The organism is Actinokineospora sp. NPDC051303, assembly GCF_055586285.1.
This window is the reverse complement of sequence record NZ_JBVJIN010000074.1, coordinates 1-23,327: the sequence shown is the minus strand read 5'-3', so window position 1 is coordinate 23,327 and position 23,327 is coordinate 1. Positions and strand designations below refer to the sequence as shown.

The window sequence follows — 23,327 nt, the reverse complement described above, 5'->3', positions numbered from 1 at the left end:
TGGGTTTTCTGTTTGGCCGACCGGGGAGCTGGTGGGGTTGGGTGCCGGTTGGTGGGAGCGTGGGTTTTCTGTTTGGCCGACCGGGGAGCTGGTGGGGTTGGGTGCCGGTTGGTGGGAGCGTGGGTTTTCTGTTTGGCCGACCGGGGAGCTGGTGGGGCTGGTGCCGGTTGGTGGGAGCGTGGGTTCTCTATTTGCCGCGCCGGGGACCTGGCAGGGGCGGGTGCGGTTGGGCAGGAGGGGCGGGATCGCTGGTTGGTTCCGTCGCCCACCTGCCGGCTTTGGGCGCGGCTGGCAGGTGGGCGAGTTGCCGCTGGTGGGCAGGCCGGTTTCGCCCTGCCCCCGCTTCGAGGCGGGGGCAGGGGCAGGGGGGTCAGCCCCGGTTGGAGCGGGTACCCAGGAGGACGTCCTCCCAGGACGGGACGATGGGGCGGGCCTTTTTCGCCTTGCCGCGCCTGGGGGGCTCGGGCTTGCGTGCGGGCTCCTCCATCAGGGCGTCCTGATGGTCCTCGCGGGGGCGGGGGTCTTCTTCTGGGTGGTCGGCTGCCAGGATGGCGGGCTCCTCGGGGGCGGTGGCGGGCTCCGGCTCGGGGATGAGCTCGAAGTCCTCGACGAAGTCCTGTTCCTCCGTCCTCGGCTCCGGGTCCCGGCGTGCCGGTTCCACCGCGACCGGGGTCGGCACGGGGGCCACCGGCGGGGCGAACACGGCCTCGATCTCGGGGTCCGGTTCCGGCGCGGCGACCGGGAGGTGGTGGTCGAGGTTGAGGGCGGCTTGGGCGAGTTCGGTGACCGGGCGGACCGTGCGCAGGGGTTTGTTCGGCTGCGGGTCCAGCAGGTCGTGGGCGTGGTCGTCCAGGGGGGTGACGGTGCCGCCGTGGGCGCCGGGGTGGAAGGACCAGTGGGCGCTGTTGAGCGACCGGCCCGCGTTCCAGCACAGCTGCACGACCCACTTGCCGTCCTCGCCGCGCCAGGAGTCCCAGGTGGCGGCCGTGTAGTCCTGGCCGCGCAGGGTGAACGCGTGTTGGACGACCTCGCCCAGGGTCTGCAGGTCCGGGCCGTCCTCGCGGATCGGGTGGGCGCGCTGGGCGAGGTCGGCGGTGCGGGAACGCTCCAGCAGGACCGGGTAGGCGAACCGCTCCACCTTGTGGGCGGGGATGCCCGCGGCCTCGGCGACCTGCTCTACGGACTCACCCGCGCGGATGCGGGTCTGGATCTCACGAGGACGCATCTGGCTCTCCAGCTCGATCTCGATCTGGCCGAGTCGGGTGACGTCTCCTCGTGCGGCAGCACGCAACCGCTCGTCGGCGGGGAGGGTGAAACGCTCGCCACGTGCCGGGTCCTCACAGATGACGGTCTTGCCGTCATCCGAGAGCCCGACGACCCGCAGCGCGCGCATCGCGAACCTCCCTGCGACATGAGCAGACTTCACTCGCCAGCTTCCCACGGTAGATCGGCGAGTTGCCTTGACGCGCTAGGCGCGCCGCGATCCCCGTGACATCCGTTTGTGATCTTGCCGTACTCATTGGCCCTCCCGCATCCGGGTTCAGCCCTGGTTCACCCGTTCGCCCGGGCGTGTCGCGTGGGACACGACGGAGACCGCCAGGTTCCCGGCGGCCCTCCGTCGTCCATCTGGTTCGCGTGCTTAGGCCAGTCGGTCGACCACCCAGTCGATCGCGTTGGTGAGCGTGGTCACGTCGTCCGGCTCGATGGCCGGGAACATCGCCACCCGCAACTGGTTGCGGCCCAGCTTGCGGTACGGCTCGACGTCGACGATGCCGTTCGCCCGCAGCGCCTTGGCCACCGCGGCAGCGTCAACCGAGTCGGCGAAGTCGATCGTGCCGACGACCTGTGAGCGCAGCGCCGGGTCGGCCACGAACGGCGTGGTGTACTCGGTCTTCTCCGCCCAGGTGTAGAGCCGCTGCGAAGAGTCCTTTGTGCGCGACACCGTCCAGTCCAGACCGCCGTTGGCCAGCATCCAGTCGATCTGCTCGGCCAGCAGGAACAGCGTGGCCACCGACGGGGTGTTGTAGGTCTGGTCCTTCACCGAGTTGTCCAGCGCGGTGGTCAGCGACAGGAACTCCGGCACCCAGCGGTCGGACGCGCCGATCTCGGCGACCCGCTCCAGCGCCGCGGGGCTCATCAGCGCCAGCCACAGCCCGCCGTCGGAGGCGAACGACTTCTGCGGCGCGAAGTAGTAGACGTCGAAGTCCTCGGCCTTGACCGGCAGGCCGCCCGCGCCCGACGTCGCGTCGATGGCGACCAGCGCGCCCTCGGAACCGGCGGGCCGCAGCACCGGGACGGCCACGCCCGTGGAGGTCTCGTTCTGCGCCCAGGCCACCAGGTCGGTCCCCTCGGCGTAGGCGAACTCCGGCGCGTTGCCCGGATCGGCCTTGACCACGACCGGGTCGGCCAGGAACGGCGCGCCCTTGGTCACCGACGCGAACTTGGCCGAGAACTCGCCGTAGGTGAAGTGCTGCGAACGCTCCCGGACCAGCCCGAACGCGGCGGCGTCCCAGAACGCGGTGGCGCCGCCGTTGCCCAGGACGACCTCGTAGCCGTCGGGAAGGGAGAACAGCTCGCGCAGGCCAGCGCGGACCCGGCCAACCAGCGACTTCACCGGCTTCTGGCGGTGCGAGGTGCCCAGCAGCGCGGCCCCCTCGGACGCCAGCGCGGCAACCTGCTCCGGCCGGACCTTCGACGGTCCGCAGCCGAATCGGCCGTCGGAGGGCTTGAGCTCCGCGGGGATCTCCAGCGTGCTCGGGTCGGCGGTCTGGGTCATCTCGGCGCCTTTCGCGGTGTCGACGTGGCCCCGCCTGACTCGGCGGAGCGGCCTGTCCAGTCTCGCACTCGTCAGCCCTCCCGGGTCCGCCAGCCCTGTTCGTCCACCCCGCCCGGGATGGCCTCCGGCGTCCCGTACGGCTCCCGCGTGAACACGAAAGTCGCCAGGTCAAGGTGGGTGACCGTGCCCGCGGCATCGCGGCGCAGGGCCAGGGTCTCGCCCGCGTAGTAGCCGTCGAGACCGGTCCAGGTGTCCCGGCCGTCGGGACGGAACCGCGACTGGCGACCCCGAGTGGACACCGGCGCGAGGTTGAGCCAGCCGCCGGGCAGCAGCCGCAGCACGTACGGGGTCGGCCCCCAGTGCCACTGGCCGGTGAGCGCGAGCAGCTCCGGGTTGGCCTCGGTCATCGGCTCCCACTCCGCGGGCAGCGTTGGCTCGTGCTGGTCGACCAGTTCGATCAGATCGTTGGCGACCGCGCCGACCGCGACCCCGGAGGTCGTGTTCGCCATGACCAGCGCGCCCGTGCCGCTGTTCTGGTCGCTGAGGACCATGGCCAGGAACCCGGGCATCGAACCGCCGTGCCCGGCCAGACGCCTGCCATTGATACGCATGGTTTGCAGGCCGAGGCCGTAGCCGGAAGTCCACGTGGCGTCGTCTTCGACGTGCGCGGGCTCACGCATCTCGGCCACCGTGTCGGGATGCAGCACGTCCCCGGTGTCGCCGCCGACGAACCGCGTCCACCGGGCCAGGTCGGACACCGTGGACCACAGCTGCCCCGCGGGCGCCATTGCCCCGGCGTCGGGGGCGGGCTCCCTGAGCAGGACGTCGGCGTACGGGTGCACCGCCCACCCGGTCGCGGCGGGCGGCCGAGGATGCGGGGTCGTGCGCGTCATGCCGAGCGGGGCCAGGATCTCGGTGTTGAGCGCGTCGAGCCACGTGGTGCCCCGCAGCCGGGCGACCAACTCGCCGAGAACGCCGTAGCCGACATTGGTGTAGTGGAACCGCGCGCCCGAACGGTGCCGCAACGCTCCCTCGGCCAGGCTCGTCTCCAGCGCGGGCCAATCCGCCCCCTCGGCCCGCTCCCACCACTGACCCGGCGACTCGGAGGTGAGCCCGCCGGTATGCGCGAGCAACTGCGCGATGGTGACCGCCCCGAACGACGTGCCCGGCACGTGCTTGTCCAACGCGTCGTTGAGATCAAGCTTGCCCTCATCGCGCAACCGCATCACCAGGACGGCCACGAACGTCTTGGTGATCGACCCGATCCGATACTGGGTGTCGGTCGTCGGCACGGCCCCGTCGACCTTCCCCCGCGCCCCGGCCCAGACAAGCCGATCCCCCCGAACAACCCCCGCCACCAACGACGGCGCCCGGTTCTCGGCCTGCTCAGCCGCGATCCGGCGGAGCAACGCGAACTCAGTGGTCTGCAACATGCTTCCAATTGTCGGCCATCGCCCGACGCCCCCCGCCCGGAAGGCCCCGAGTTATCCACAATCGCCGAAGTTATCCACAGGTTTCGCGCGGGCCTTCCCTTCGGCCCCGGAGCCGATAGACTGGAGCGGGGCGGCCCCCCGGGTAGGGTGGGGTTTGCCGTTGCGCGTGAGGGCTGCGGATCTTGCTGCTGGGAGGCATTGGTCGAGTGGTCCAGAAGCTCCGAGCCCGACTGGAAGTGAATGTAAAACACTGTTCTGATTCGTGAACCCGCAGGTCAACAAGTGTCTTCCCCGCGCACGCGGGGCTGTTCCGCCCAAGGGGTGAGTGTCCGCACTCCTGCGACGGTCTTCCCCGCGCACGCGGGGCTGTTCCGCCGAGCTGCGCGCCGACGCCAAGCGCGAGCTAGTCTTCCCCGCGCACGCGGGGCTGTTCCGTCCGGCAGGGCAGGCTCGATACGGATCATGCGGTCTTCCCCGCGCACGCGGGGCTGTTCCCCTGCGGCACGCGCCGATGGGACCGGAAGAGACGTCTTCCCCACGCACGCGGGGCTGTTCCGGCCGAGCGTCGGCATGAGTTGTGGCGCTGTAAGTCTTCCCCGCGCACGCGGGGCTGTTCCCACGCTGCCGACATTCGGGTCGGACTGCGTGAAGTCTTCCCCGCGCACGCGGAGCTGTTCCGCCGTGAGCGGCGGCGTGCAGCAACGTCGCGAGGTCTTCCCCGCGTACGCGGGCTGGTTGCAGGGCGGCGGTGCGGGGCTGTGAGTTCAGGGTGTGGAAAGGGGCAAGCCCCGCACACGGGTGGAGCGCTCGGTGCGGGGCTTGTCGTCAGGTCGAAGGGTCAGGCGCCGGAGATGGCGTCCCAGCCTTCTACTTCTTCTGGGGTTCGGGGGGCGGGGCCGACGTACTTGGCGGCGGGGCGGACCAGCCTGCCGGTGCGCTTCTGTTCCATGATGTGCGCGCACCAGCCCGCTGTGCGGGCGCAGGTGAACATGGCGGGCATCATGTGCGGGGGCACCTGGGCGAAGTCCAGGATGACCGCCGCCCAGAACTCGACGTTGGTTTCGATGGCTCGGTCGGGGCGGCGTTCGCGGAGTTCGGTCAGGGCCGCTTGTTCCAGGGCGGCGGCGACCTCGTAGCGTTCCGCGCCCAGTTCTTGGCAGGTGCGGCGCAGGACGCGGGCGCGGGGGTCTTCGGCGCGGTAGACGCGGTGGCCGAAGCCCATGAGGCGTTCTTTGCGGTCCAGCAGGTCCTTGACGTACTTGCGGGCGTCGCCGGTTTTCTCGACTTCGGCGATCATCGGCAGGACGCGGGCGGGGGCGCCGCCGTGCAGGGGGCCGGACATGGCTCCGATGGCGCCGGAGAGGGACGCGGCGACGTCCGCGCCGGTGGAGGCGATCACGCGGGCGGTGAAGGTCGACGCGTTGAGGCCGTGTTCCGCGCCGGATACCCAGTAGGCGTCTACCGCCTTGACGTGGGCCGGGTCGGGCTCGCCGCGCCAGCGGGTCATGAAGCGCTCGGTGATCGTGGTGCACTCATCGATGCGGTTCTGCGGGACCGCGGGCTGGTGGATGCCTCGGGCGGACTGCGCCACATAGGACAGGGCCATGACCGACGCGCGGGCCAGCTGCTCGCGGGCCTCGTCGTCGGAGATGTCGAGCAGTGGGCGGTAACCCCAGATCGGGGCGAGCATGGCGAGACCGGCCTGCACGTCCACCCGGACGTCGCCGGAGTGCACGGGCAGCGGGAACGGCTCAGCGGGCGGCAGGCCGGGGCCGAAGCGGCCGTCGACAAGCAGTGCCCACACGTTGCCGAATGTGACCTTGCCCACGAGGTCTTCGATGTTGACGCCGCGGTAGCGCAGCGCGCCGCCGTCCCGGTCCGGTTCGGCGATCTCCGTGCGGAAGGCCACCACGCCTTCCAGCCCGGGACGGAAACCGTCGTCCGGCTCGTCGGCCGAGGCCACCGAGGGTGGAGCCTGGTCGATGTCCTGCACCGCGTTGCGCATTGCTTCGCCTTTCACGCCATGTCCCCGACGGTTCACGCACAGCGGCAGCGGCGTCAAGACAGGTCGCCCGCGCCGGGCTCCACTGCACGGCTGGCGTCACCATGCTCCTTGTTTTCCACGTTAGCAATCGTTCACAGTGGTGTCTTCGGTCACGATCCAGTGAAACGATCCAGATTGTGCGGACGCGCCATTGCGTCACAAACGAACACGACATTTCCTCGCTTGGGTGGCACCTGTCACCGTCCGAGCGGTTCCCGTTCACCTGGATTCCCCGTACCGTCAAGCGGTGAGGCCCCCACCACACACCCGCGCGGTCTGAGGAGATGCGGCATGGCTGACGGCGAAATCGCTCTTGACCTTCCGACCATGCGGGTCGCCTACGAGCAAGGCGCGCTGTCGGAGTACGACCTCGCCGACACCTGGCACGAGCAGTTGCAGCGCTGGCTGGACGAGGCCACGCAGGCGGGCCTGCCCGAGCCCAACGCCATGGTCCTCGCCACCGCGGGCGCCGACGGGTTCCCCTCCTCACGCACGGTTCTGGCCAAGGGACTCGACGCGCGCGGGCTGGTGTTCTTCACCAACTACACCTCGGCCAAGAGCCACGATTTGATGGCCACGCGCTACGCCTCGGCGACGTTCCCCTGGTACGGCCTGCACCGGCAGGCGACGGTGCGCGGCACCGTGGAGAAGGTCCGCAGCGCGGAAACCGCGGAATACTGGGCCAAGCGCCCGCGCGGCTCGCAGCTTGGCGCGTGGGCCTCGCCGCAGTCCATCGTGGTCAGTGGGCGGGGCGCGCTGGAGTCCGCGTTGGCCAATGTGGAGCGCCGCTTCGCCGACGCGGAGACGGTTCCAGTGCCGCCGCACTGGGGCGGCTGGCGCATTCAGCCGGAGCTGGTGGAGTTCTGGCAGGGCCGCCGCGACCGGATGCACGACCGGTTGCGCTTCAAGCTCTCCCGCGACGGCTGGAAGGTCGAGCGCCTCGGCCCGTGAGGCCGTCTCGGCAGGCGGGAAACCCCGGGCGGACAGTTCGTTAGCCGCCCTAAGCTCGGGTGTCGTGAGCACCGACGCGGATTTCCGGGAGCGGCGCGGTCGAGCCCGCAGGCTGCTCGGCAAGGCGGTCATCGACACCCGTCCGTTGCGGATTCGGGATTTCCGCCGCCTGTGGCTGTCGACCGCGGTCACCGCCGTGGGCAGCCAGCTCACCGCGGTCGCCGTGCCCAAGCAGATTTACGACCTGACCGGTTCGTCCGGTTACGTCGGGCTGACCGGTGCGGTAGGGCTGGTGCCGCTGCTCGTCTTCGGGCTCTGGGGCGGCGCGATCGCCGACGCGTTCGACCGGCGGAAGGTGTTGCTGGTCAGCAACCTTGGGGTCGCGGTGGCGGCCGGTTTGCTCTGGTTGCAGGCGTTCGTCCACTTGGACTCGGTGGCCGTGATCTTGGTGCTGCTCGGTGTGGGGCAGGCATTCGTCGCGGTGAACATGCCCACCCGCAGCGCGGCCGTGGCCCGGCTGGTGCCTGCCGCGTTGCTGCCGCCCGCGGTGGCGCTGAACTTCACGACGTTCACGTTCGGAATGGTGTTCGGTCCGCTCATGGCTGGCGCGCTCATCCCGGTGCTCGGACTGTCCACTTTGTACTTGATGGACACGGTGGCGCTGTTCGGCGCGCTGGCGCTGGTGTGGCTGCTGCCCGCGATCCGGCCGGGGGAGGGCGCGTCGCGGCGCGCGGGGATCAGCGACATCGCTGACGGATTCCGCTACCTCGCCGTGCGCAAGCTGCTGCTGGTCTCGTTTCTGGTCGACATCATCGCCATGATCGCCGGAATGCCGCGCGCGCTGTTCCCGGAGATGGCCGAGCGCACCTTCGGCGACCCGCCCGGCGGCGGCATCGCCCTGGGCTGGCTGTTCGCGGCGATCCCGATCGGGTCGGCGCTGTTCGGGCTGTTCTCCGGCGCGTTCGCCCGGATCACCAGGCAGGGCGCGGCGATCACGGTTGCGGTGTGCGCGTGGGGCCTCGCGGTCGTGGGGTTCGGCCTGTCGAACTCGCTGTGGCTGGCGGTGCTTTTCCTCGCCCTCGGCGGCGGCGCCGACCTGATCAGCGCGGTGCACCGCAGTTCGATGCTGCAAACCGAGGCGACCGACGAGATGCGCGGGCGGATGCAGGGCGTGTTCACCGTGGTCGTCGCGGGCGGTCCCCGCCTCGCCGACGTCCTGCACGGCTGGGGCGGCGCGGCCTTCGGCACGGCGATGGCCACGACCGTGGGCGGAGTGCTGGTGGTGGTGCTGACCATCGCGGCGGTGGCCGCGGTGCCGTCGTTCTGGCGGTACCGGCTGGCGGGCTGATTTCGCGCCTGCTCCGGGGGGCTGACGACGATTCAGCGTGCTAAGGCGGAGCACGGTCGGCGACTGTGTTCTGGACCGCCGCGGGACAGGTCTGGTGCTGATCCCGCCGCCCGGCTGGGGGTGGGTGACGAGGGCTTGATCAGGTTGGATTGTTTCTCGCGGCCGACCCCTGCACACTTCACGACCATGGCGGATCAGACGCGGGGGCCCGCGACCATGGCACAGACGGCGGGCGATGAGGGACAACCGGAGCTGAAACGGGTCATCGGGCCCGGGTTGCTGCTGTTGTTCGTCGTCGGCGACATCATCGGGACGGGCGTGTACGCGCTCACGGGGACGGTCGCGGGGAAGGTGGGGGGCGCGCTGTGGCTGCCGTTCCTGCTGGCCTTCACGGTCGCGTTCCTGACGGCGTTCAGCTACCTGGAACTCGTCGGGAAGTACCCGAAGGCGGCGGGGGCGGCGTTGTACGCCAACCGGGCCTTCAAGATTCAGTTTCTCACGTTCATGGTGGCCTTCGCGGTGATGTCCTCGGGCATCACGTCCGCCGCGTCGGCCGCGCAGGCGTTCGGGAACACCTATCTGCGGAAGCTGATGGGGGACTCGTTGACCATTCCGACCGTGTATATCGCGCTCGGGTTCATTCTGCTGCTCGCGGCGGTGAACTTCCGCGGGGTCGCGGAATCGTTGTGGGCCAACGTGGTGCTCACGTTCATCGAGCTGTCCGGGCTGCTGATCATCATCGTGGTCGGGTTCTACGCGATCACCAACGGGGAGGGGGAACCGGCGCGGCTGACGCACATCGACACCGTGGGGCAGAGTCCGCTGATCGCGGTCACCTCGGCCACGGCGCTGGCGTTCTTCGCCATGGTCGGGTTCGAGGACTCGGTCAACATGGCGGAAGAGTGCCGTGACCCGGTGCGGATCTTCCCACGCTCCATGCTGGTCGGCATGGGCATCGCGGCGGTGATCTACGTGCTGGTGGCGCTCACGTCTTCGCTGCTGGTGCCCGCGAAAGACTTGTCGGCGGCCAAGAGCGACGCCCTGCTCAAGGTGCTGGAAGTCGGCGCGCCCGGGTTCCCGCTGTGGGTGTTCGCGCTGATCGGGCTGCTCGCGGTCATCAACTCGGCGCTGATCAACATGCTGATGGCCAGCAGGCTCGTCTACGGCATGGCCAACGAGCGGATCATCCCGAGGGCGTTCGGCACCGTGCACCCGTTCCGCCGCACGCCGTGGGTGTCGATCCTGTTCACCAGCGCGATCGCGATGGTGCTGGTGGCGCTGGTCGACATCAACGCGTTGGGCGGCACGACATCGCTGCTGCTGCTGATCGTGTTCACGGTCGTCAACGTCGCGGTTCTGGTGCTGCGCAAGGAAAAGGTGGCGCACAAGCACTTCCGCGCGCCGACCGCGCTGCCGGTCATCGGCGCCGTCGCCTGCGCCTACCTGGCCAGCCCGCTGTCCGGGCGGCCCGCGCGGGAGTACGGGATCGCGGCGATCCTGCTCGGTGTTGGCGTGTTGCTGTGGGGGATCAACCGGTTGGTGGTTGGCAAGGTGAAGTTCGACGCGGAGAAGTTGTCCAAGTAGTCAGTCGTCGTCCGGGAGGCCGCTGGTCTCGTGGTCGGCGCGGAAGAGGGCTTCATCGAGAAGCTTCCGTAAGTGGGAGCCGCGGGCGCGGTAGAAGACGCGCCTGCCCTCTTTCCGCGTCGCCACGAGACCGGCCAGGCGCAGCTTGGTCAGGTGCTGGCTGGCGCTGGTGGGACCGACCTCGGCCAACTCGGCCAGCGTGGTGACGTCGCGTTCACCGCCGTCGCGGAGCGCCCACAGGATCCTCAACCGGGTGGCGTCCGAGAGCATCGCGAACAGGCCCACAGCCGTCTCCACCTGGGCTTTTGTGGGCTCACCAGCGCGGTCGTGCCCGGGGGACGACGAGAGGGAGCGCACGCAACACCTTCACAATCGACTAGGTATGCAGGTATCTTCGCTGGCATGGCACGCGGACACGGACATGGGCATGGCCACGGGCATCGCCACTCTGATTCTGCGCTGGAAACCAGCGCTCGGGGAATGCGGGCGTTGTGGATCTCCTTCGCGGTGCTGGCGGTCACAGCTGCCGCGCAGGCGGTGGTGGTGGCGCTGTCGGGGTCGGTGGCGCTGCTGGGGGACACTCTGCACAACGTCGCCGACGCCTTGACGGCGGTGCCGCTGGCCATCGCGTTCGCGCTGGGGCGACGGGCGGCGACGCGGCGGTTCACCTACGGACTGGGGCGGGCGGAAGACCTCGCGGGGCTGGTCGTGGTGCTGCTGATCGCGCTGTCGGCGTGCGCGGCGGGGTACCAGGCGGTTTCGCGAATCATCGAGCCACGGGCCGTCGAGCAGGTGACTCTGGTGGCCGCGGCCGGGGCGATCGGGTTTCTGGGGAACGAACTGGTGGCTCGGTATCGGATTCGCGTCGGGCGGGAGATCGGGTCGGCCGCGCTGGTGGCCGACGGGTTGCACGCCAGGACGGATGGGTTGACCAGCTTGGTCGTCGTGCTGGCCGCCGCCGGGACCTGGGCCGGAATCCCTTACGCAGACCCGGTAATCGGGTTGGGGATGACCGTTCTCATCGTTCTGGTGCTGCGCGCCGCCGCTCGTGAGGTCTTCGGGCGGTTGCTGGACGGGGTCGATCCTGAACTGGTGGACCGAGCCGAGCAGACGCTCGCCGACACACCGGGGGTCCGCGCGGTCACGGCCGTGCGGTTGCGCTGGGTGGGGCACCGACTGTTCGCCGAGTCGACCATCGTCGCTGACGCCGACGCGACGTTGCTGGCGGCGCACACGGTCGCCGTGGACGCCGAACACCGCCTGCGGCACGCGTTGCGGCACCTGGCCGAGGTCACCATCCACGTCGATCCGGCGCCGCATCCGGAGCACGACTATCACGCCGCGCTGGCCCATCACGTGAGGTGACGCCACAGTCCGCCGCGCCGTTCTCCGGGCCGGATCACAGTCCGTTTCGCCTGATGCCCTGACGCGCGAAGCGCGCACCTGCCACGATGGGCTGGAAGTGCTTGGGGACGCCGCGAAAGGGGACATGTGACCGAGCCGATAGATCCGAGTGCCGAATACAGCCTCAGCCCCACAGCCCTGGAAGACGGGATACGGCGATTCCTGACCCCGGTCATCGACAGCCTCGCCGGACTCCGCGAAGGCTACGCGGCGGCGCATGAGGAGGTGCGGTCCGCGCACGCACGCCAGGCGCCTGGCTGGTTCGGCGGTGAGGGCAACTCCGTGGTGCCGCCCGCGAGCAGCTCGTTCCTCAACGAGGTCGAATGGCAACTGCGCCAGCTTGTCGCCGAGCAGGCCGAGATGGTGACGTCCTTGGACGAGTACCGCACCATGCTCCGTGGCCACATGGACTGGGCGAAACGCACCGACGAGGAGAACGCGGACGGTTTCCGCGCCATCGACCGTGCCTTCTACGGGGAGCGGTGACTCATGGGGCTTCCACCGGGGATGAGCGCGGTTCCGGTCTCCGGTGTCGATCCGGCGGCCGATCCGGATCTCGCCAAGGCCGCGGGTGAGCTGAACGCCTGGCTCCAGTACCTGTCCAACCCGCAGACGAACAACGGTCCGCGTATCTACCGCAGCCGATTCGAGCACGATCCCGAGGCCAGGGACGCGGAGTTCCCGAACCGCAACGCGGACATGGACAGCAAGTCGGAGTACGAGACGGTGCCGGTGTTGGAACGGTACGCATCCGACCTCGGCTCCTTCCTGCGGCCCATTCAAGCGATCGCCGGAGTGACCGAAGCGAAACTGACCAAGACCTACGACAAACTCGTCGCCGGATTCTTCACGATAGTCGGTGAAAGTGACAGTGATGTGAAGGGGCGGGTTGACGCCCAGTATCCGGAGATGCATCCGGCCAGAGTCAACTGGATGCAGATGCGGAGCGGTTGGTCTGCCCCGGAGAGTAACGCCGCGCATGAGTACGAGGGCGACTTCATCAATTTCCATGTTTACCTGGAGAACGGGTTCTACGCGATCGCGGGCCATCTGGCGAAGTACCGGGCGATCTTCAAGAAGGCGGGCGAGGACGCTACCGCGCTGATCAATGCGCTGACCGAGAAATTCGCCAGGAGGGACCCCTACAGCGGATCGGATTACTCGATCGACTTCCTGTCGGTTGTGGTGACCGGTCTCGTTGCCGCGACGACCACGGTCATCACAGGTGGTGCCACCGGCCCGGTGATGTTCGGTCTTGTGATTACCGAGGTGTTGGGCGAGGCGGTCAAGACCGCTAAAGGAAAAGACGCGCCGAAGGTTCTCCTGGAGAACCACTTCCACTTGGTCGACATTGCCGCTCAGTATCTGGACGGGGTCAACCGGATCGAACGTGAGGTCGCCGCAGCGGTTCGGCAGGTGACGGACAATCTGCGTCACGAACTTGAGCGTTTGCGTTCCGCCCGTGAGTACCAGATCAGTGGGGCAGGGGCGGAGCGCAGCAACGCTGTGCCGCGCCTGCGCGACTACTGATTCCGATCACCGTGCTGCCCTGGCGGTTGCCAGGGCAGCACGGGCGACCGCCTCGGCGCGTGCACAGGTGTCTTCCTTGATCTGCTGGTCGACGGGGTCCGGATAGTAGATGTAGTGGACATTGAGCAGGTGGGAGTCGTTGACTCCCACCGCTGCGAAACACTGCGAACGGTCGTCCGCAGCCTTGTTGTATCTGACTGCCGGGTAACCGTCGATCTCAAATGGCTCCCACAGCCTCCACGTGCCCACGCTCCGCACGTTGCCGTATAGCTCTTCGAGACTCACGCCCCCAGGGGACTTCACCATGACATGGGCCCGTGCGGGTTGCCCGTCGACGAGGTGACCGCATTCGGTCGGGTGGTCCTTCGGAAGCGGTTCGCCCGGCTCCAAACGGAGTTCGACGCGCTGCCGAGTGCCGAGGCTTGCGCACGGGTCGGCGATGATCTTGTCGATGTTGAGCGGGTTCTTGACTCGTGGGGCCAGGGAGAGTTGGACCGTTGGCGAGGGTGGTGGCTGGGGGGTGCCCGAGTCGCAGGCGGCGGTCAGGACTATCGCCATGGTGACGGCGAGGTGTTGTGCGAGCCTGGTCATCCGACTGCCCCCGATCGGTGTGCGACCCCGTGCCGAGTGTACTGACACCCCGTTGTCTCGGTGCTTAACGGGCGGGTGTGGTGAAGCGGGCCAGTTCGGTGGCGTCGTGGGCGGAGAAGACGGCGACCTCGGTGGCGTGGGTCCGGACCAGGTCGCGGAGGCGGTTTTGGTTGGTGTGGCGGGCTTTGGCGTTCATCTGGGCTTGGTGCTCGAAGGCGCGCAGCAGTGGGGGGCAGGACGGGGGTGTGGCCAATTCCGTGTGGGTGTAATAGGCGTCGCCCGCGTGGAGGAGCCAGCCGGTTTCGGTGTGGACGGCTACGCCGGTGTGGCCGTGGGTGTGGCCTAGCAAGGGGACTAGGAGGAAATCATCCGACAGGCCGGTGAGGGGGCGGACGGCGTTGAAGCCGAACCACTTGTCCCCGCCTTCCTGGGGAGCGTGGATTTCCCACTTGGGGCCGTGTGCCCACTGGGCCGGGCGGTAGCGGTCTCGTTCGGCGCGGGTTTTTCTGGTCATGGCCGCGTGGTGTTCCGGGGCGTAGACGTGGACCCGGGCGTCGGGGAAGTCGCGGAGACCGCCCGCGTGGTCGAGGTCCAGGTGGGTCACGATGATGTGGCGGACGTCGGCCGGGTCGTAGCCGAGAGCCTCTACCTGGCGGATGGCGGCTTTGTCGGGATCGGGGACAGGGCGGATCATCTTCGCGAACAGCGGGGGCATGGTGCCCGGGGGGTTGGTGAGGTCGGACAGGCCGTAACCGGTGTCCACCAACACCAAGCCGTCTTCCGACTCGATCAGCAGGACGTGGCAGACGAACTCGGCGAACCGGAAGACGCCGGGCTTTCCGTCGAGCAGCCGCCCGCCGGGTGGGCGCATGGGGCCGCAGTCGAGGTGGGTCACGCGCATGTCTTCTGTCCCTTCAGCAAGTGCGCCAGCATCGCGCCGACGGCGTGCAGTGGCGCGGTGTCGCGTTGGTTGCGGGCGAGGAGTTGGGCGCCTTCGACGGCGGCGATGAGGGTGGTGGCCAACTGGTCCGCCTCGGCGAAACCGTGCTGGGCCAACTGGTCCCGGACGACCGCGTGCCAGGAGGCGAACATGTCGGCGCAGGCCGCGCGCAGCCCCTCGACGTCGTTGGCGGCCTGCGCGAGTGTCCCAACAGGACAGCCCTCGCGGTAGTCGGACGCGGCCAGGTGTTCCGCCATCAGGTCGGTGATGGCGATGACGGCGCTGGGCAGGTCCGGCGCTTCGGCGAGGATGGCCGCCATCCAGGTTCGCAGTTCCGCGCCGACGAGTTCGACCGCCTCCGCCGCCAACTGCTCTTTGCCGCCGGGGAAGTGGAAGTACAGGGAGCCCTTGGGCAGGTCGCCCTCAGCCAGCACCTGGTTCATTCCGGTGCCGTGGTAGCCCTGCGCGCGGAAAAGGTGCGCGGCGGTGCGCAGGGTGCGCTCTCTGGTGTCCGTTCTCCTTGCCATGCGGCCGATACTATGGTGACCGGTCTAGTTAGTGCAAGGCTCCGTACGCTCTGCGGACATGGACGACACCAAGCAGGTGGAGATCGGCAAGGGCGGCGCGCGGGCCGTGGTGACCACTTATGGCGCGACGCTGCGGGGGTTCGCGGTCGACGGGGTGGCCTATCTGGAGACCTTCGGCGCGGACGAGGCCCCGCCGATGGGCGCGGGGGCGGTGCTCGTCCCGTGGCCGAACCGGGTCGCGGGGGCGCGGTGGCGCCATGGCGGGGAGACGCTGCGGCTCGCGGTCACCGAGCCCGCGCGGGGGAACGCCAGCCACGGGCTGGTGCGGCGGGCGGTGTGGGAGATCGTGGAGCGGCACGAGTCGGCGGTGACGCTGGGGACCACGGTGGACGAGCAGCCGGGGTGGCCGTTCCCGTTCCGCACCACGATCACCTACGAGCTGGGCGACGGCGGGGTGACGGTCACCCACGCGGTGCGCAACCTCGGCGACCGGACCATGCCCTTCGGCGTCGGGGCGCACCCCTATCCGCGGCCGGGCGACGCCAACGGCGACGACTGCGTGCTGCGGCTCGCCGCGACCACGCGCCTCCCGCTCGACCCCGAGCGCATGGTGCCCACCGGCGGCCCAGTCCCGATCGACGGCTACGACTTCGCGGGCGGGCAGGCGCTGCGCGGGATCACGCTCGATGACGCGTTCGGCGGGTGCGAACCGGGGCCGGACGGGCTGGTGCGGCACTCGCTGCGCGGGCCGGGCGGCGGCGTCGAGGTGTGGGCGGAACCGGTGTTCAAGTGGGTGCAGGTCTACACCCCCGACTCGTTCCCCGGCAAGGACAACGGCCGCGCGGTGGCCATCGAGCCGATGACCTGCCCGCCGGACGCGCTGAACTCCGGGATCGACCTGCTGGAAGTCGCGCCAGGCGCACAATGGCGCGGTTCCTGGGGGATCACGCCGCTACTGTCCTGATCATGACTATCGCGGTGACAGGTGGATACGTGGTGCCGGTCGCGGGCCCGCCGCTGCATGGCGGGACCGTGCTCATCGACAACGGCAAGATCGTCGCGGTCGGACCGGCCGCCGACGTCGACGTGCCCGACGACGCGGAGATCGTCGACGCCTCCGGGTCCTGGGTGCTGCCCGGGTTCGTGGAAGCGCACGGGCACCTCGGCGTGCACGAGGAAGGCGAGGGCTGGGCGGGCCAGGACACCAACGAGATGACCGACCCGAACACCGCCCGGGTCCGCGCCATCGACGCCATCAACCCCGACGACGAGGGCTTCCGCGACGCGCTCGCGGGCGGGGTCACGACGATTGTGGTCAAACCGGGCTCCGGCAACGTCATCGGCGGGCAGACCGTCGCGGTGAAGGCGTGGGGCCGCACCGTGGACGAGATGCTTCTACGCGAGCCGGTAAGCATGAAAAGCGCTCTCGGGGAGAACCCGAAACGCGTCTACGGCGACAAGAAGACCATGCCCTCGACCCGGCTCGGCGTCGCCGCGGTGATCCGAGAGGCGCTTACCAAGGCGCAGGACTACCGGGCGCGCAAGGCCCAGGCCGAGACCGAGGGCAAGCCGTTCGAGCGGGACCTCACCAACGAGGCCCTGGTCAAGGTCCTCGACGGCGACCTGCCCTGGTGCCAGCACGCGCACCGGGCCGACGACATCGCCACCGCGCTGCGCCTCGCCGACGAGTTCGGCTACCGGCTCGTGCTCAACCACGGCACCGAGGCGCACCTGCTCGCCGACCTCATCGCCGAGCGGGACGTCCCGGTGGTCATCGGACCGCTGTTCACCAGCCGGGTCAAGGTGGAGGTGCGGCAGCGGACGCTGCGCGGGCCGGGCATCCTCGCCCGCGCGGGCGCGCGGATCGCGATCACCACCGACCACCCGGTCGTGCCGATCAACTTCCTCGTCCACCAGGTCACCCTCGCGGTCAAGGAAGGACTGGACGAGGAGACCGGGCTGCGGTCCATCACGGTCAACCCGGCCGAGATGCTCGGCCTGGGCGACCGGGTGGGCGCGCTCAAGCCCGGCCTCGACGCCGACCTGGTCCTCTGGTCGGGCGACCCGCTGGACGTGATGAGCCGCGCGATGCGCGTGTTCGTCAACGGCCGAGAGGTCTACCACTACGACGAGAACGCGCGCGCGGGCGTGACCCGGGACCCGTTCTACCGGGACGCCTCTTAGGCGCTCACGATCTCGCCGATAGTGCGGTCCGGGTTCTGTCCGCAGCTATAGAGGACGCTGGCCACGAGGTAGGGCTCCGTGGCCCGCAGCGGCTCGTTGCGGCCGCGGTACAGCTCCGCGAGCAGGGCGCGCTGCTCGGCCTCGGGCAGCGACCAGAACGCGTCGCACGGCATCGAGCCGCCCGACTCCTCGCCCTCGGCCACCGCGACATAGGCGGCCCGCGCCCCGACGACCAACACCACCGCGGCCAGCGCCGCGGCCGCCCCGATCGCGAGCCGCCGCATCGCGACCCGGTCGTCCTTGCGCGCGGGCGCCACCGTCGGCACCATGCCCGCCACCGTCTCGTGGAACGTCGGGTCCTGGGCGAACTGCCGGTCCAGCAGGTCGACCAGGGCCCGACGCCGCGGGCCGGAGTCCGGCTCGGTGTCGAACGCGTCGAGAGCGGCGGCCAGGCGCATGAGCCGCAGCCGCCGGGTGACCGTGTCGGTCAGCGCGGTGTGGGTCTCGCCGTCGGTCGCCGAAGCCTTCCGCCGGGCCAGGATGTCCACGACGTGCTCGGCCAGAATCGGGTCGCTCATTGATCACCCTCGGGTGAGATCGAAACGGAGGTTCCCATGACGGGGGAATCGTGGCAGAACTTGACGGTGTAAGCGAACCCGGGCGCGAGTTTTCGACCTGTTCAATTAGTGGACGGCCCGCCGTGACGACCCGGCCACGCGTTGTCCGTCCAGCGAACCCGGACCGGCTGACCGGCGGCGGGCCGATCGATGCTCCACTTGGCGCACTGGCTCGCGGGAAACCGTCAGGTGTCGTTCTGGTATCGCGCCCGTTATAACCGATGGTCGCTAGTTCGCTTTGAGTTGGCGGGCGATCACGACACGTTGTATTTGATTAGTGCCTTCGAATATCTGAGTGACTTTCGCCTCGCGCAGGTACCGCTCCACGGGAAAGTCGCGGGTGTAGCCCGCCCCGCCGAGGACCTGGACGGCGTCGGTGGTGACGCGCATCGCGGCGTCGGTGGCGATGAGTTTGGCGATGGCGGCCTGGCGGGCGAACGGGAGGCCGCGGTCGCGTCTGCGGGCCGCTTCGAGGTAGGTGGCGCGGGCGGACTCGACGGCGGCGGCCATGTCGGCCAGCAGAAACTCGACGCCCTGGAAGTCGATGATGGTCCGGCCGAACTGGGTGCGCTGCTTGGCGTAGGCCACGGCCTCGTCCAGCGCGGCCTGGGCCAGGCCGACGGCGCAGGCGGCGATGCCGAGCCTGCCGGAGTTCAGGGCGTCCAGGGCCAGCTTGAAGCCCTCGCCTTCCGCGCCGAGCAGCCGGTCGGCGCCGACGCGGGCGTTGTCGAAACGCATCTGGGCCGTGGTGGACGCGGTGAGGCCCATCTTGCGTTCGGGCGGCGCGGCGCTCAGGCCGGGGGTGGCGGCGTCGACCAGCAGGCAGCTGATGCCGCGGCTGCCGTCGTCGGAGGTGCGGACCATGGTCGTGTAGAAGTCGGCCTGGCCGCCGTGGGTGATCCACGCCTTCGTTCCGGTCACCACATAATCGCCGCTGTTGCCGCTGTCGCCGTCGCGGCGGGCGCGGGTGGACAGGGCGGCGGCGTCGGAACCGGCGTGGCTTTCCGAGAGCGCGTACGCGCCGAGCAGGTCGCCGCCGAGCATGTCCGGCAGGAATCGGTCACGCTGCTCGTCCGTGCCGCGCTCGACCAGGGGGTAGCAGGACATCGTGTGCACCGACAGGCCGACGCCGACCGACATCCACGCCGCCGCGATCTCCTCCACGACCTGCAGATACACCTCGTACGGCAGCGCCGAGCCGCCCCACCGCCGCGGATAAGGCAGGCCCAGCAGGCCGCTGCGGCCGAGTAGCCGGAACTGGTCGCGCGGGAAGCGCTCCTGCTCCTCGTGTTGGGCCGCCAGCGGGGCCAGTTCGTTCCGGGCGATCTCCCGGGTGAGCTTGAGCAGGTCCTCGGCCTCGGTGGTGGGCAGCAGTCGCTCGGCAGGCATGGCGGGGTCCTCAAGAGCGGAATGACAGTACTGAAAACAGTACTGTGGGATGCCTGAGAGTACTCTCAAGGCTCGTGAGCAGTCGATACGCTGTGGCATGAGCCGCCCCACACGCCGCGCCCCGACCGCCCGGCAGACCGCCCTGCTGGAGGAGCTGCTGGCCGTCTTCCTCGCCGAGGGCTTCGCCGAGACCACCCTGGACGACTTCGCCGCCCGCCTGCACTGCTCGAAGTCGACGCTCTACGCGCTCGCCCCCAGCAAGGAGCAACTGGCGCTCAAAGTCGTCGGGCACTTCTTCCGGGGCGCCACCGAGCGCATCGAGAAGCGGGTCGCGGGGGCGGCGAACGCCCGCGAGCGGATCGCGCGGTACCTGTCCGGCGCGGCGGAGGAACTGGGCGTCGCGTCGGCCGAGTTCGTCGCCGACGTCTCCGAGTTCCCGGCGACCCGCGAGGTGTACCGGCGCAACGCCGAGGCCGCCGCCGCCCGGATCGGCGCGTTCATCCGCGAAGGCGTCGCCGACGGCATCTTCCGCGACGTGCACGCGCGGCTCGTCGCCGAGATGGCGGGCTGGCTCATCGAGGGCATCCAGGCCGGGGTGCTCGGCGCGCGGGCCGGGGTGTCCGACGCCGAGGCGTTCGCCGGGCTCGCCGACCTCATCCTCGGCGGCCTCGCCCCCGGCGCGATTGCCATGGGACAGGCCGAATCGCGCCGCGGCCTGTGATACGTGTCCCAACAGTGCCTGTCGGGTCTCCTCACGGCTGTCCGTAATGCGCGTCGAGCACTAGCGTAGGAGGCTCAGGACCCCAATGGGGCGGTGCTGCGCTGTGGCTTCATCGAGCCGCGTCCGCACCCGACCAGGGCCGTACCGGCTCGGCCGTCACCGCCGCCCTGCCCGAGTGTGAGAGGTACTTGCATGCCCGACGGGACCGCTGTGCCCACCGGCACCGAGCAGACCGCCACCCTTCGATACCCCGGCGGCGAGCACGAGATGGGCGTCGTCGCCGCCACCGACGGCACATCAGGCGTCGACCTGGGCAAACTGCTGGCCAAAACGGACCTGGTCACCTACGACCCCGGCTTCGTCAACACCGCCGCCTGCTCGTCTGCGATCACCTACATCGACGGCGACCAGGGCATCCTGCGCTACCGCGGGTACCCGATCGAGCAGCTGGCCGAGAAGTCGAGCTTCCTTGAGGTCAGCTACCTGCTGATCTACGGCGAGCTGCCGAGCCAGACCGAGCTGGACGAGTTCACCCACAAGATCAGCAGGCACACCCTGCTGCACGAGGACCTGAAACGGTTCTTCGACGGCTTCCCGCGCGACGCGCACCCGATGCCGGTGCTGTCGTCCGCGGTGTCGGCGCTGTCGACGTTCTACCAGGACAGCCTCAAGCCGTTCGACTCCCACCACGTGGAGATTTCCACGATTCGGCTGCTGGCGAAGCTGCCGACCATCGCGGCGTACGCGTACAAGAAGTCGGTCGGGCAGCCATTCCTGTACCCGGACAACTCCCTGGGCCTGGTCGAGAACTTCCTGCGGATGACTTTCGGTTTTCCGGCGGAGAACTACGAGGTCGACCCGGACCTGGTCCGCGCGCTGGATTTGCTGTTCATCCTGCACGCCGACCACGAGCAGAACTGCTCGACCTCCACGGTCCGACTCGTCGGCTCGTCCGAGGCGAATCTGTTCGCCAGTGTCTCCGCGGGCATCAACGCCCTGTTCGGCCCGTTGCACGGCGGAGCCAACAGCGCGGTCCTGGAGATGCTGGAAGGCATCCGCGACTCCGGCGGCGACGTGGAGTCGTTCGTGCGGAAGGTGAAGAACAAAGAAGACGGCGTGAAGCTGATGGGCTTCGGCCACCGGGTCTACAAGAACTACGACCCCCGGGCCGCCATCATCAAGAAGACCGCCGACGACATCCTCACCAAACTCGGCGGCGACGACTCCCTGCTCGACATCGCCAAGCAGCTCGAAGAGCACGCCCTCGCCGACGACTACTTCGTGCAACGCAAGCTCTACCCGAATGTGGACTTCTACACGGGCCTCATTTACCGCGCGATGGGCTTCCCCACGAAGTTCTTCACGGTCCTGTTCGCCCTGGGCCGCCTCCCCGGCTGGATCGCCCACTGGCGCGAAATGATGAACGACCCCGCCACCAAGATCGGCCGCCCCCGCCAGGTCTACATCGGCCACACCGAACGCGACTACAAGTCGGTCAGCGAACGCTGAGGCAAGCATGAGAAAGGGCCGCCCGGTCTCCCGGGCGGCCCTTTTCGTGGGTCAGAAGGTGATGGGGAGGTTGACCGGGATGGTCACGGGGACGTTGATCGGGATGACGACCTGGTGCCCGCCGCCGGTGTTGATCGGGTCGGCGCTTGCCGTGGGGGCGGCCAGGACCAGGGCCGCCGCCGTGGTGATGATGACCTTGCTGATGGTGCGCACTGTGGGTGGCTCCTCGCCGTTGGGGTGTCGGATTGATCTTTAGGTCCATCCGGACGCGTGTCAAACGGCCGGATGGGGGATCAGGGGTCGAAGAAGTCGAGTAGCGCTGTGGTGAGGGCGCCGGGGCTCTCTTCGGCCATGTGGTGTCCGCTGTCCAGGGCGTGACCGGAAAGTGTTGTGGCCCACGGTTTCCAGACGCCCAGCACGTCGTCGTCGTACAGGGTGGGGAGGTCGTTGCGGGCGCCCCACAGGACCAGGAGGGGGACGGTGATCCGGCGGCCCTCGGCCCGGTCGGCGTCGTCGGCGGCGCGGTCCGGGCCCAGTCCGGCGCGGTAGTCCTCGCACATCGCGTGTCGCACGGCGGGATTGGCCACCGCCCGCTCGGCGTCGGCCAGGTTCTCCGCGCCCATCAGGTCCCGGTCGAAGCCGTACCAGGCCGCCACATCCGCCGCGATCGCGCGCTCGGGAAGCGGCGCGGGCCGCCCCAGGAAAAACCAGTGCCACCACGCCTGCGCGAACCGCGCGTCGCAGCGCGCCAGGGCCTCGCCGATCGGAACGTCGCCCAGGACCACGACTTTGCCGATGCCCTCGGGATGGTCGAGGGCGAGTCGCTGGACGGCGTAGCCGCCCCGGTCGTGGCCCACGGCGAAGTACCGGGCGCAGCCGAGGTGGCGCATCAGCGCGGCGAGGTCCTCGGCCATCGCCCGCTTGCTCGCCTGGGCGTGGTCGGGGCGATCGGGCGGCGCGGTCGACTGCCCGTAGCCGCGCAGGTCCGGGCACACCACCCGGTAGCCCGCCGCCACCAGGGCGGGGGCCACCCGGTGCCACGTGGTGTGGGTGCGCGGATGGCCGTGTGCCAACAGGACGGCGGGACCCGTGCCGCCGTGCCGCACGCGCAGGCGGACCTCGCCGAGGTCGACGTGGTCGAGGTGGAAGCCGTCGAACATGTTTCCACTGTGGCAGCAGATCGGCCGTGCCGCTGAAGAAGTGCGGGGCGCGGGGCGCGTCGGTAGCGTTGCCTGCCGTGGCCGACTCACCCGCGATTCTCTGGTTTCGGCGCGATCTGCGCACCGGCGACCATCCGGCCCTGCTGGCTGCCGCGGCCCGTTCCGCTCGTGTGGTGGGGCTTTTCGTGCTGGACGACGTGCTTTTGCGGCCGTCGGGGGCCGCGCGGCGGGCGTTCCTGGTTCGGTGTCTGCGCGACCTCGATCGGCAGTTGGGGGGTCGGCTGCTGGTGGTGCGCGGCGACCCGGCGCACGCGGTGCCCGCGGTCGCCACGGCTGTCGGCGCGGGCTCGGTGCATGTCTCGGCGGACGCCGGGCCCTACGGGCGGGTGCGGGACGCGGAAACCGAGATGGCGTTGTCCGAAAAGGACATTGAGTTCGTGCGCACCGGCTCTCCCTACGCGGTCACACCGGGGCGGGTGGTCAAGGGGGACGGTGAGCCGTTCAAGGTTTTCACCCCTTTTCTCCGGCTCTTCGTACTGATGTGTGGGTGGTGTGCCCTGGTAGTTGGGGGGCACGTCGTTGCTGGGTCTAGGTTTCTGAGCTGTCGAGGAACAGGAAC

At 69.4% G+C, this 23,327-nt stretch carries 23 protein-coding genes and 1 CRISPR repeat array; of the genes, 11 read left to right on the top strand and 12 right to left on the bottom strand.

All coding sequences use genetic code 11. The features are described from left to right. Positions 1-370 precede the first annotated feature (370 nt). The 4 genes from sepH to ACZ6SD_RS30810 form a co-directional block, all read right to left on the bottom strand. Positions 371-1,393 carry a septation protein SepH gene (gene sepH, locus ACZ6SD_RS30825; RefSeq protein ID WP_465320534.1) on the bottom strand — a complete coding sequence of 341 codons (1,023 nt, stop codon included), beginning with the start codon at positions 1,391-1,393 and terminating at the stop codon, positions 371-373. Positions 1,394-1,639: 246 nt separating this feature from the next. Beyond that, on the bottom strand, positions 1,640-2,776 hold the full coding sequence (serC, locus tag ACZ6SD_RS30820) for a phosphoserine transaminase (protein ID WP_465320533.1): 1,137 nt from the start codon (positions 2,774-2,776) through the stop codon (positions 1,640-1,642). Between the two features lie 71 nt (positions 2,777-2,847). Further along, entirely contained in the window at positions 2,848-4,209 is a 1,362-nt protein-coding gene (locus ACZ6SD_RS30815; RefSeq protein WP_465320532.1) for a serine hydrolase domain-containing protein, read from the bottom strand. Between the two features lie 284 nt (positions 4,210-4,493). Continuing rightward, a CRISPR array of direct repeats spans positions 4,494-4,948; the repeat unit is 28 nt; unit sequence GTCTTCCCCGCGCACGCGGGGCTGTTCC. 99 nt (positions 4,949-5,047) lie between these two features. Beyond that, positions 5,048-6,214 (bottom strand): citrate synthase 2, encoded by a 1,167-nt coding sequence (locus ACZ6SD_RS30810; RefSeq protein ID WP_465320535.1) that lies wholly within the window; start codon positions 6,212-6,214, stop codon positions 5,048-5,050. A gap of 330 nt (positions 6,215-6,544) precedes the next feature. On the opposite strand from ACZ6SD_RS30810, the gene pdxH reads away from it, so the two are divergent. The 3 genes from pdxH (at position 6,545) to ACZ6SD_RS30795 (ending at position 10,136) form a co-directional block, all read left to right on the top strand. Next, positions 6,545-7,204 (top strand): pyridoxamine 5'-phosphate oxidase, encoded by a 660-nt coding sequence (pdxH, locus tag ACZ6SD_RS30805; RefSeq protein ID WP_465320531.1) that lies wholly within the window; start codon positions 6,545-6,547, stop codon positions 7,202-7,204. Positions 7,205-7,268: 64 nt separating this feature from the next. After that, positions 7,269-8,552, top strand: coding sequence for an MFS transporter (locus ACZ6SD_RS30800; RefSeq protein WP_465320530.1), 1,284 nt, complete (start codon positions 7,269-7,271; stop codon positions 8,550-8,552). A gap of 186 nt (positions 8,553-8,738) precedes the next feature. Next, on the top strand, positions 8,739-10,136 hold the full coding sequence (locus ACZ6SD_RS30795) for an APC family permease (protein WP_465320529.1): 1,398 nt from the start codon (positions 8,739-8,741) through the stop codon (positions 10,134-10,136). Here the strand turns inward: ACZ6SD_RS30795 and ACZ6SD_RS30790 are convergent, their stop codons facing one another. Continuing rightward, positions 10,137-10,433 carry an ArsR/SmtB family transcription factor gene (locus ACZ6SD_RS30790; RefSeq protein WP_465320528.1) on the bottom strand — a complete coding sequence of 99 codons (297 nt, stop codon included), beginning with the start codon at positions 10,431-10,433 and terminating at the stop codon, positions 10,137-10,139. Positions 10,434-10,538: 105 nt separating this feature from the next. Here ACZ6SD_RS30790 and ACZ6SD_RS30785 point away from each other — a divergent pair, with 105 nt between their 5' ends. From ACZ6SD_RS30785 to ACZ6SD_RS30775, 3 genes are all read left to right on the top strand, one after another. Beyond that, a complete protein-coding gene (locus ACZ6SD_RS30785; RefSeq protein ID WP_465320527.1) occupies positions 10,539-11,501 on the top strand; it encodes a cation diffusion facilitator family transporter in 963 nt (320 codons plus the stop codon). A 126-nt stretch (positions 11,502-11,627) separates the two neighbouring features. Next, entirely contained in the window at positions 11,628-12,026 is a 399-nt protein-coding gene (locus ACZ6SD_RS30780; protein WP_465320526.1) for an aminotransferase class I/II-fold pyridoxal phosphate-dependent enzyme, read from the top strand. Between the two features lie 21 nt (positions 12,027-12,047). Further along, positions 12,048-13,070 (top strand): hypothetical protein, encoded by a 1,023-nt coding sequence (locus ACZ6SD_RS30775; RefSeq protein WP_465320525.1) that lies wholly within the window; start codon positions 12,048-12,050, stop codon positions 13,068-13,070. A gap of 6 nt (positions 13,071-13,076) precedes the next feature. On the opposite strand, the gene ACZ6SD_RS30770 is transcribed toward ACZ6SD_RS30775, so the two are convergent. The 3 genes from ACZ6SD_RS30770 to ACZ6SD_RS30760 form a co-directional block, all read right to left on the bottom strand. Further along, on the bottom strand, positions 13,077-13,661 hold the full coding sequence (locus ACZ6SD_RS30770; protein ID WP_465320524.1) for a DUF3558 family protein: 585 nt from the start codon (positions 13,659-13,661) through the stop codon (positions 13,077-13,079). A 64-nt stretch (positions 13,662-13,725) separates the two neighbouring features. Next, positions 13,726-14,562 carry an MBL fold metallo-hydrolase gene (locus ACZ6SD_RS30765; RefSeq protein WP_465320523.1) on the bottom strand — a complete coding sequence of 279 codons (837 nt, stop codon included), beginning with the start codon at positions 14,560-14,562 and terminating at the stop codon, positions 13,726-13,728. Continuing rightward, entirely contained in the window at positions 14,553-15,128 is a 576-nt protein-coding gene (locus ACZ6SD_RS30760; RefSeq protein ID WP_465320522.1) for a TetR/AcrR family transcriptional regulator, read from the bottom strand. Before ACZ6SD_RS30760 ends, ACZ6SD_RS30765 begins: the two co-directional genes overlap by 10 nt. 58 nt (positions 15,129-15,186) lie before the next feature. On the opposite strand from ACZ6SD_RS30760, the gene ACZ6SD_RS30755 reads away from it, so the two are divergent. After that, the gene (locus ACZ6SD_RS30755) at positions 15,187-16,092 is read left to right on the top strand and encodes an aldose 1-epimerase family protein (protein ID WP_465320521.1); all 906 of its coding nucleotides are present in this window, start codon (positions 15,187-15,189) and stop codon (positions 16,090-16,092) included. Between the two features lie 2 nt (positions 16,093-16,094). Then, on the top strand, positions 16,095-17,312 hold the full coding sequence (locus ACZ6SD_RS30750; protein ID WP_465320520.1) for an amidohydrolase: 1,218 nt from the start codon (positions 16,095-16,097) through the stop codon (positions 17,310-17,312). Here ACZ6SD_RS30750 and ACZ6SD_RS30745 read toward each other — a convergent pair. Together ACZ6SD_RS30745 and ACZ6SD_RS30740 are read right to left on the bottom strand one after the other, a co-directional pair. Then, complete coding sequence (locus ACZ6SD_RS30745) at positions 17,309-17,890, bottom strand: hypothetical protein (protein WP_465320519.1); 582 nt, start codon at positions 17,888-17,890, stop codon at positions 17,309-17,311. The two genes, ACZ6SD_RS30750 and ACZ6SD_RS30745, sit on opposite strands and share 4 nt — an antisense overlap. A 267-nt stretch (positions 17,891-18,157) precedes the next feature. Next, positions 18,158-19,318, bottom strand: a complete 1,161-nt coding sequence (locus tag ACZ6SD_RS30740) for an acyl-CoA dehydrogenase family protein (RefSeq protein ID WP_465320518.1) — start codon at positions 19,316-19,318, stop codon at positions 18,158-18,160. A gap of 97 nt (positions 19,319-19,415) precedes the next feature. Here ACZ6SD_RS30740 and ACZ6SD_RS30735 point away from each other — a divergent pair, with 97 nt between their 5' ends. After that, positions 19,416-20,039, top strand: a complete 624-nt coding sequence (locus ACZ6SD_RS30735; protein WP_465320517.1) for a TetR/AcrR family transcriptional regulator — start codon at positions 19,416-19,418, stop codon at positions 20,037-20,039. Positions 20,040-20,231: 192 nt separating this feature from the next. Further along, positions 20,232-21,548 carry a citrate synthase gene (locus ACZ6SD_RS30730; protein WP_465320516.1) on the top strand — a complete coding sequence of 439 codons (1,317 nt, stop codon included), beginning with the start codon at positions 20,232-20,234 and terminating at the stop codon, positions 21,546-21,548. 51 nt (positions 21,549-21,599) lie between these two features. Here the strand turns inward: ACZ6SD_RS30730 and ACZ6SD_RS30725 are convergent, their stop codons facing one another. Further along, the gene (locus ACZ6SD_RS30725) at positions 21,600-21,761 is read right to left on the bottom strand and encodes a hypothetical protein (protein WP_465320515.1); all 162 of its coding nucleotides are present in this window, start codon (positions 21,759-21,761) and stop codon (positions 21,600-21,602) included. 80 nt (positions 21,762-21,841) lie between these two features. Further along, positions 21,842-22,708 carry an alpha/beta fold hydrolase gene (locus ACZ6SD_RS30720; RefSeq protein ID WP_465320514.1) on the bottom strand — a complete coding sequence of 289 codons (867 nt, stop codon included), beginning with the start codon at positions 22,706-22,708 and terminating at the stop codon, positions 21,842-21,844. Between the two features lie 77 nt (positions 22,709-22,785). Here ACZ6SD_RS30720 and ACZ6SD_RS30715 point away from each other — a divergent pair. Next, on the top strand, positions 22,786-23,327 hold a 542-nt coding region (locus ACZ6SD_RS30715), incomplete at its 3' end, for a deoxyribodipyrimidine photo-lyase (RefSeq protein ID WP_465320513.1).

What these genes read in the sequence shown, in the direction of transcription:
- sepH (WP_465320534.1), bottom strand. Translation starts at nt 1,393, where the DNA reads ATGCGCGCGCTGCGGGTCGTCGGGCTCTCGGATGACGGCAAGACCGTC.
- serC (WP_465320533.1), bottom strand. Translation starts at nt 2,776, where the DNA reads ATGACCCAGACCGCCGACCCGAGCACGCTGGAGATCCCCGCGGAGCTC.
- ACZ6SD_RS30815 (WP_465320532.1), bottom strand. Translation starts at nt 4,209, where the DNA reads ATGTTGCAGACCACTGAGTTCGCGTTGCTCCGCCGGATCGCGGCTGAG.
- ACZ6SD_RS30810 (WP_465320535.1), bottom strand. Translation starts at nt 6,214, where the DNA reads ATGCGCAACGCGGTGCAGGACATCGACCAGGCTCCACCCTCGGTGGCC.
- pdxH (WP_465320531.1), top strand. Translation starts at nt 6,545, where the DNA reads ATGGCTGACGGCGAAATCGCTCTTGACCTTCCGACCATGCGGGTCGCC.
- ACZ6SD_RS30795 (WP_465320529.1), top strand. Translation starts at nt 8,739, where the DNA reads ATGGCGGATCAGACGCGGGGGCCCGCGACCATGGCACAGACGGCGGGC.
- ACZ6SD_RS30785 (WP_465320527.1), top strand. Translation starts at nt 10,539, where the DNA reads ATGGCACGCGGACACGGACATGGGCATGGCCACGGGCATCGCCACTCT.
- ACZ6SD_RS30775 (WP_465320525.1), top strand. Translation starts at nt 12,048, where the DNA reads ATGAGCGCGGTTCCGGTCTCCGGTGTCGATCCGGCGGCCGATCCGGAT.
- ACZ6SD_RS30770 (WP_465320524.1), bottom strand. Translation starts at nt 13,661, where the DNA reads ATGACCAGGCTCGCACAACACCTCGCCGTCACCATGGCGATAGTCCTG.
- ACZ6SD_RS30765 (WP_465320523.1), bottom strand. Translation starts at nt 14,562, where the DNA reads ATGCGCGTGACCCACCTCGACTGCGGCCCCATGCGCCCACCCGGCGGG.
- ACZ6SD_RS30760 (WP_465320522.1), bottom strand. Translation starts at nt 15,128, where the DNA reads ATGGCAAGGAGAACGGACACCAGAGAGCGCACCCTGCGCACCGCCGCG.
- ACZ6SD_RS30755 (WP_465320521.1), top strand. Translation starts at nt 15,187, where the DNA reads ATGGACGACACCAAGCAGGTGGAGATCGGCAAGGGCGGCGCGCGGGCC.
- ACZ6SD_RS30750 (WP_465320520.1), top strand. Translation starts at nt 16,095, where the DNA reads ATGACTATCGCGGTGACAGGTGGATACGTGGTGCCGGTCGCGGGCCCG.
- ACZ6SD_RS30745 (WP_465320519.1), bottom strand. Translation starts at nt 17,890, where the DNA reads ATGAGCGACCCGATTCTGGCCGAGCACGTCGTGGACATCCTGGCCCGG.
- ACZ6SD_RS30740 (WP_465320518.1), bottom strand. Translation starts at nt 19,318, where the DNA reads ATGCCTGCCGAGCGACTGCTGCCCACCACCGAGGCCGAGGACCTGCTC.
- ACZ6SD_RS30735 (WP_465320517.1), top strand. Translation starts at nt 19,416, where the DNA reads ATGAGCCGCCCCACACGCCGCGCCCCGACCGCCCGGCAGACCGCCCTG.
- ACZ6SD_RS30730 (WP_465320516.1), top strand. Translation starts at nt 20,232, where the DNA reads ATGCCCGACGGGACCGCTGTGCCCACCGGCACCGAGCAGACCGCCACC.
- ACZ6SD_RS30720 (WP_465320514.1), bottom strand. Translation starts at nt 22,708, where the DNA reads ATGTTCGACGGCTTCCACCTCGACCACGTCGACCTCGGCGAGGTCCGC.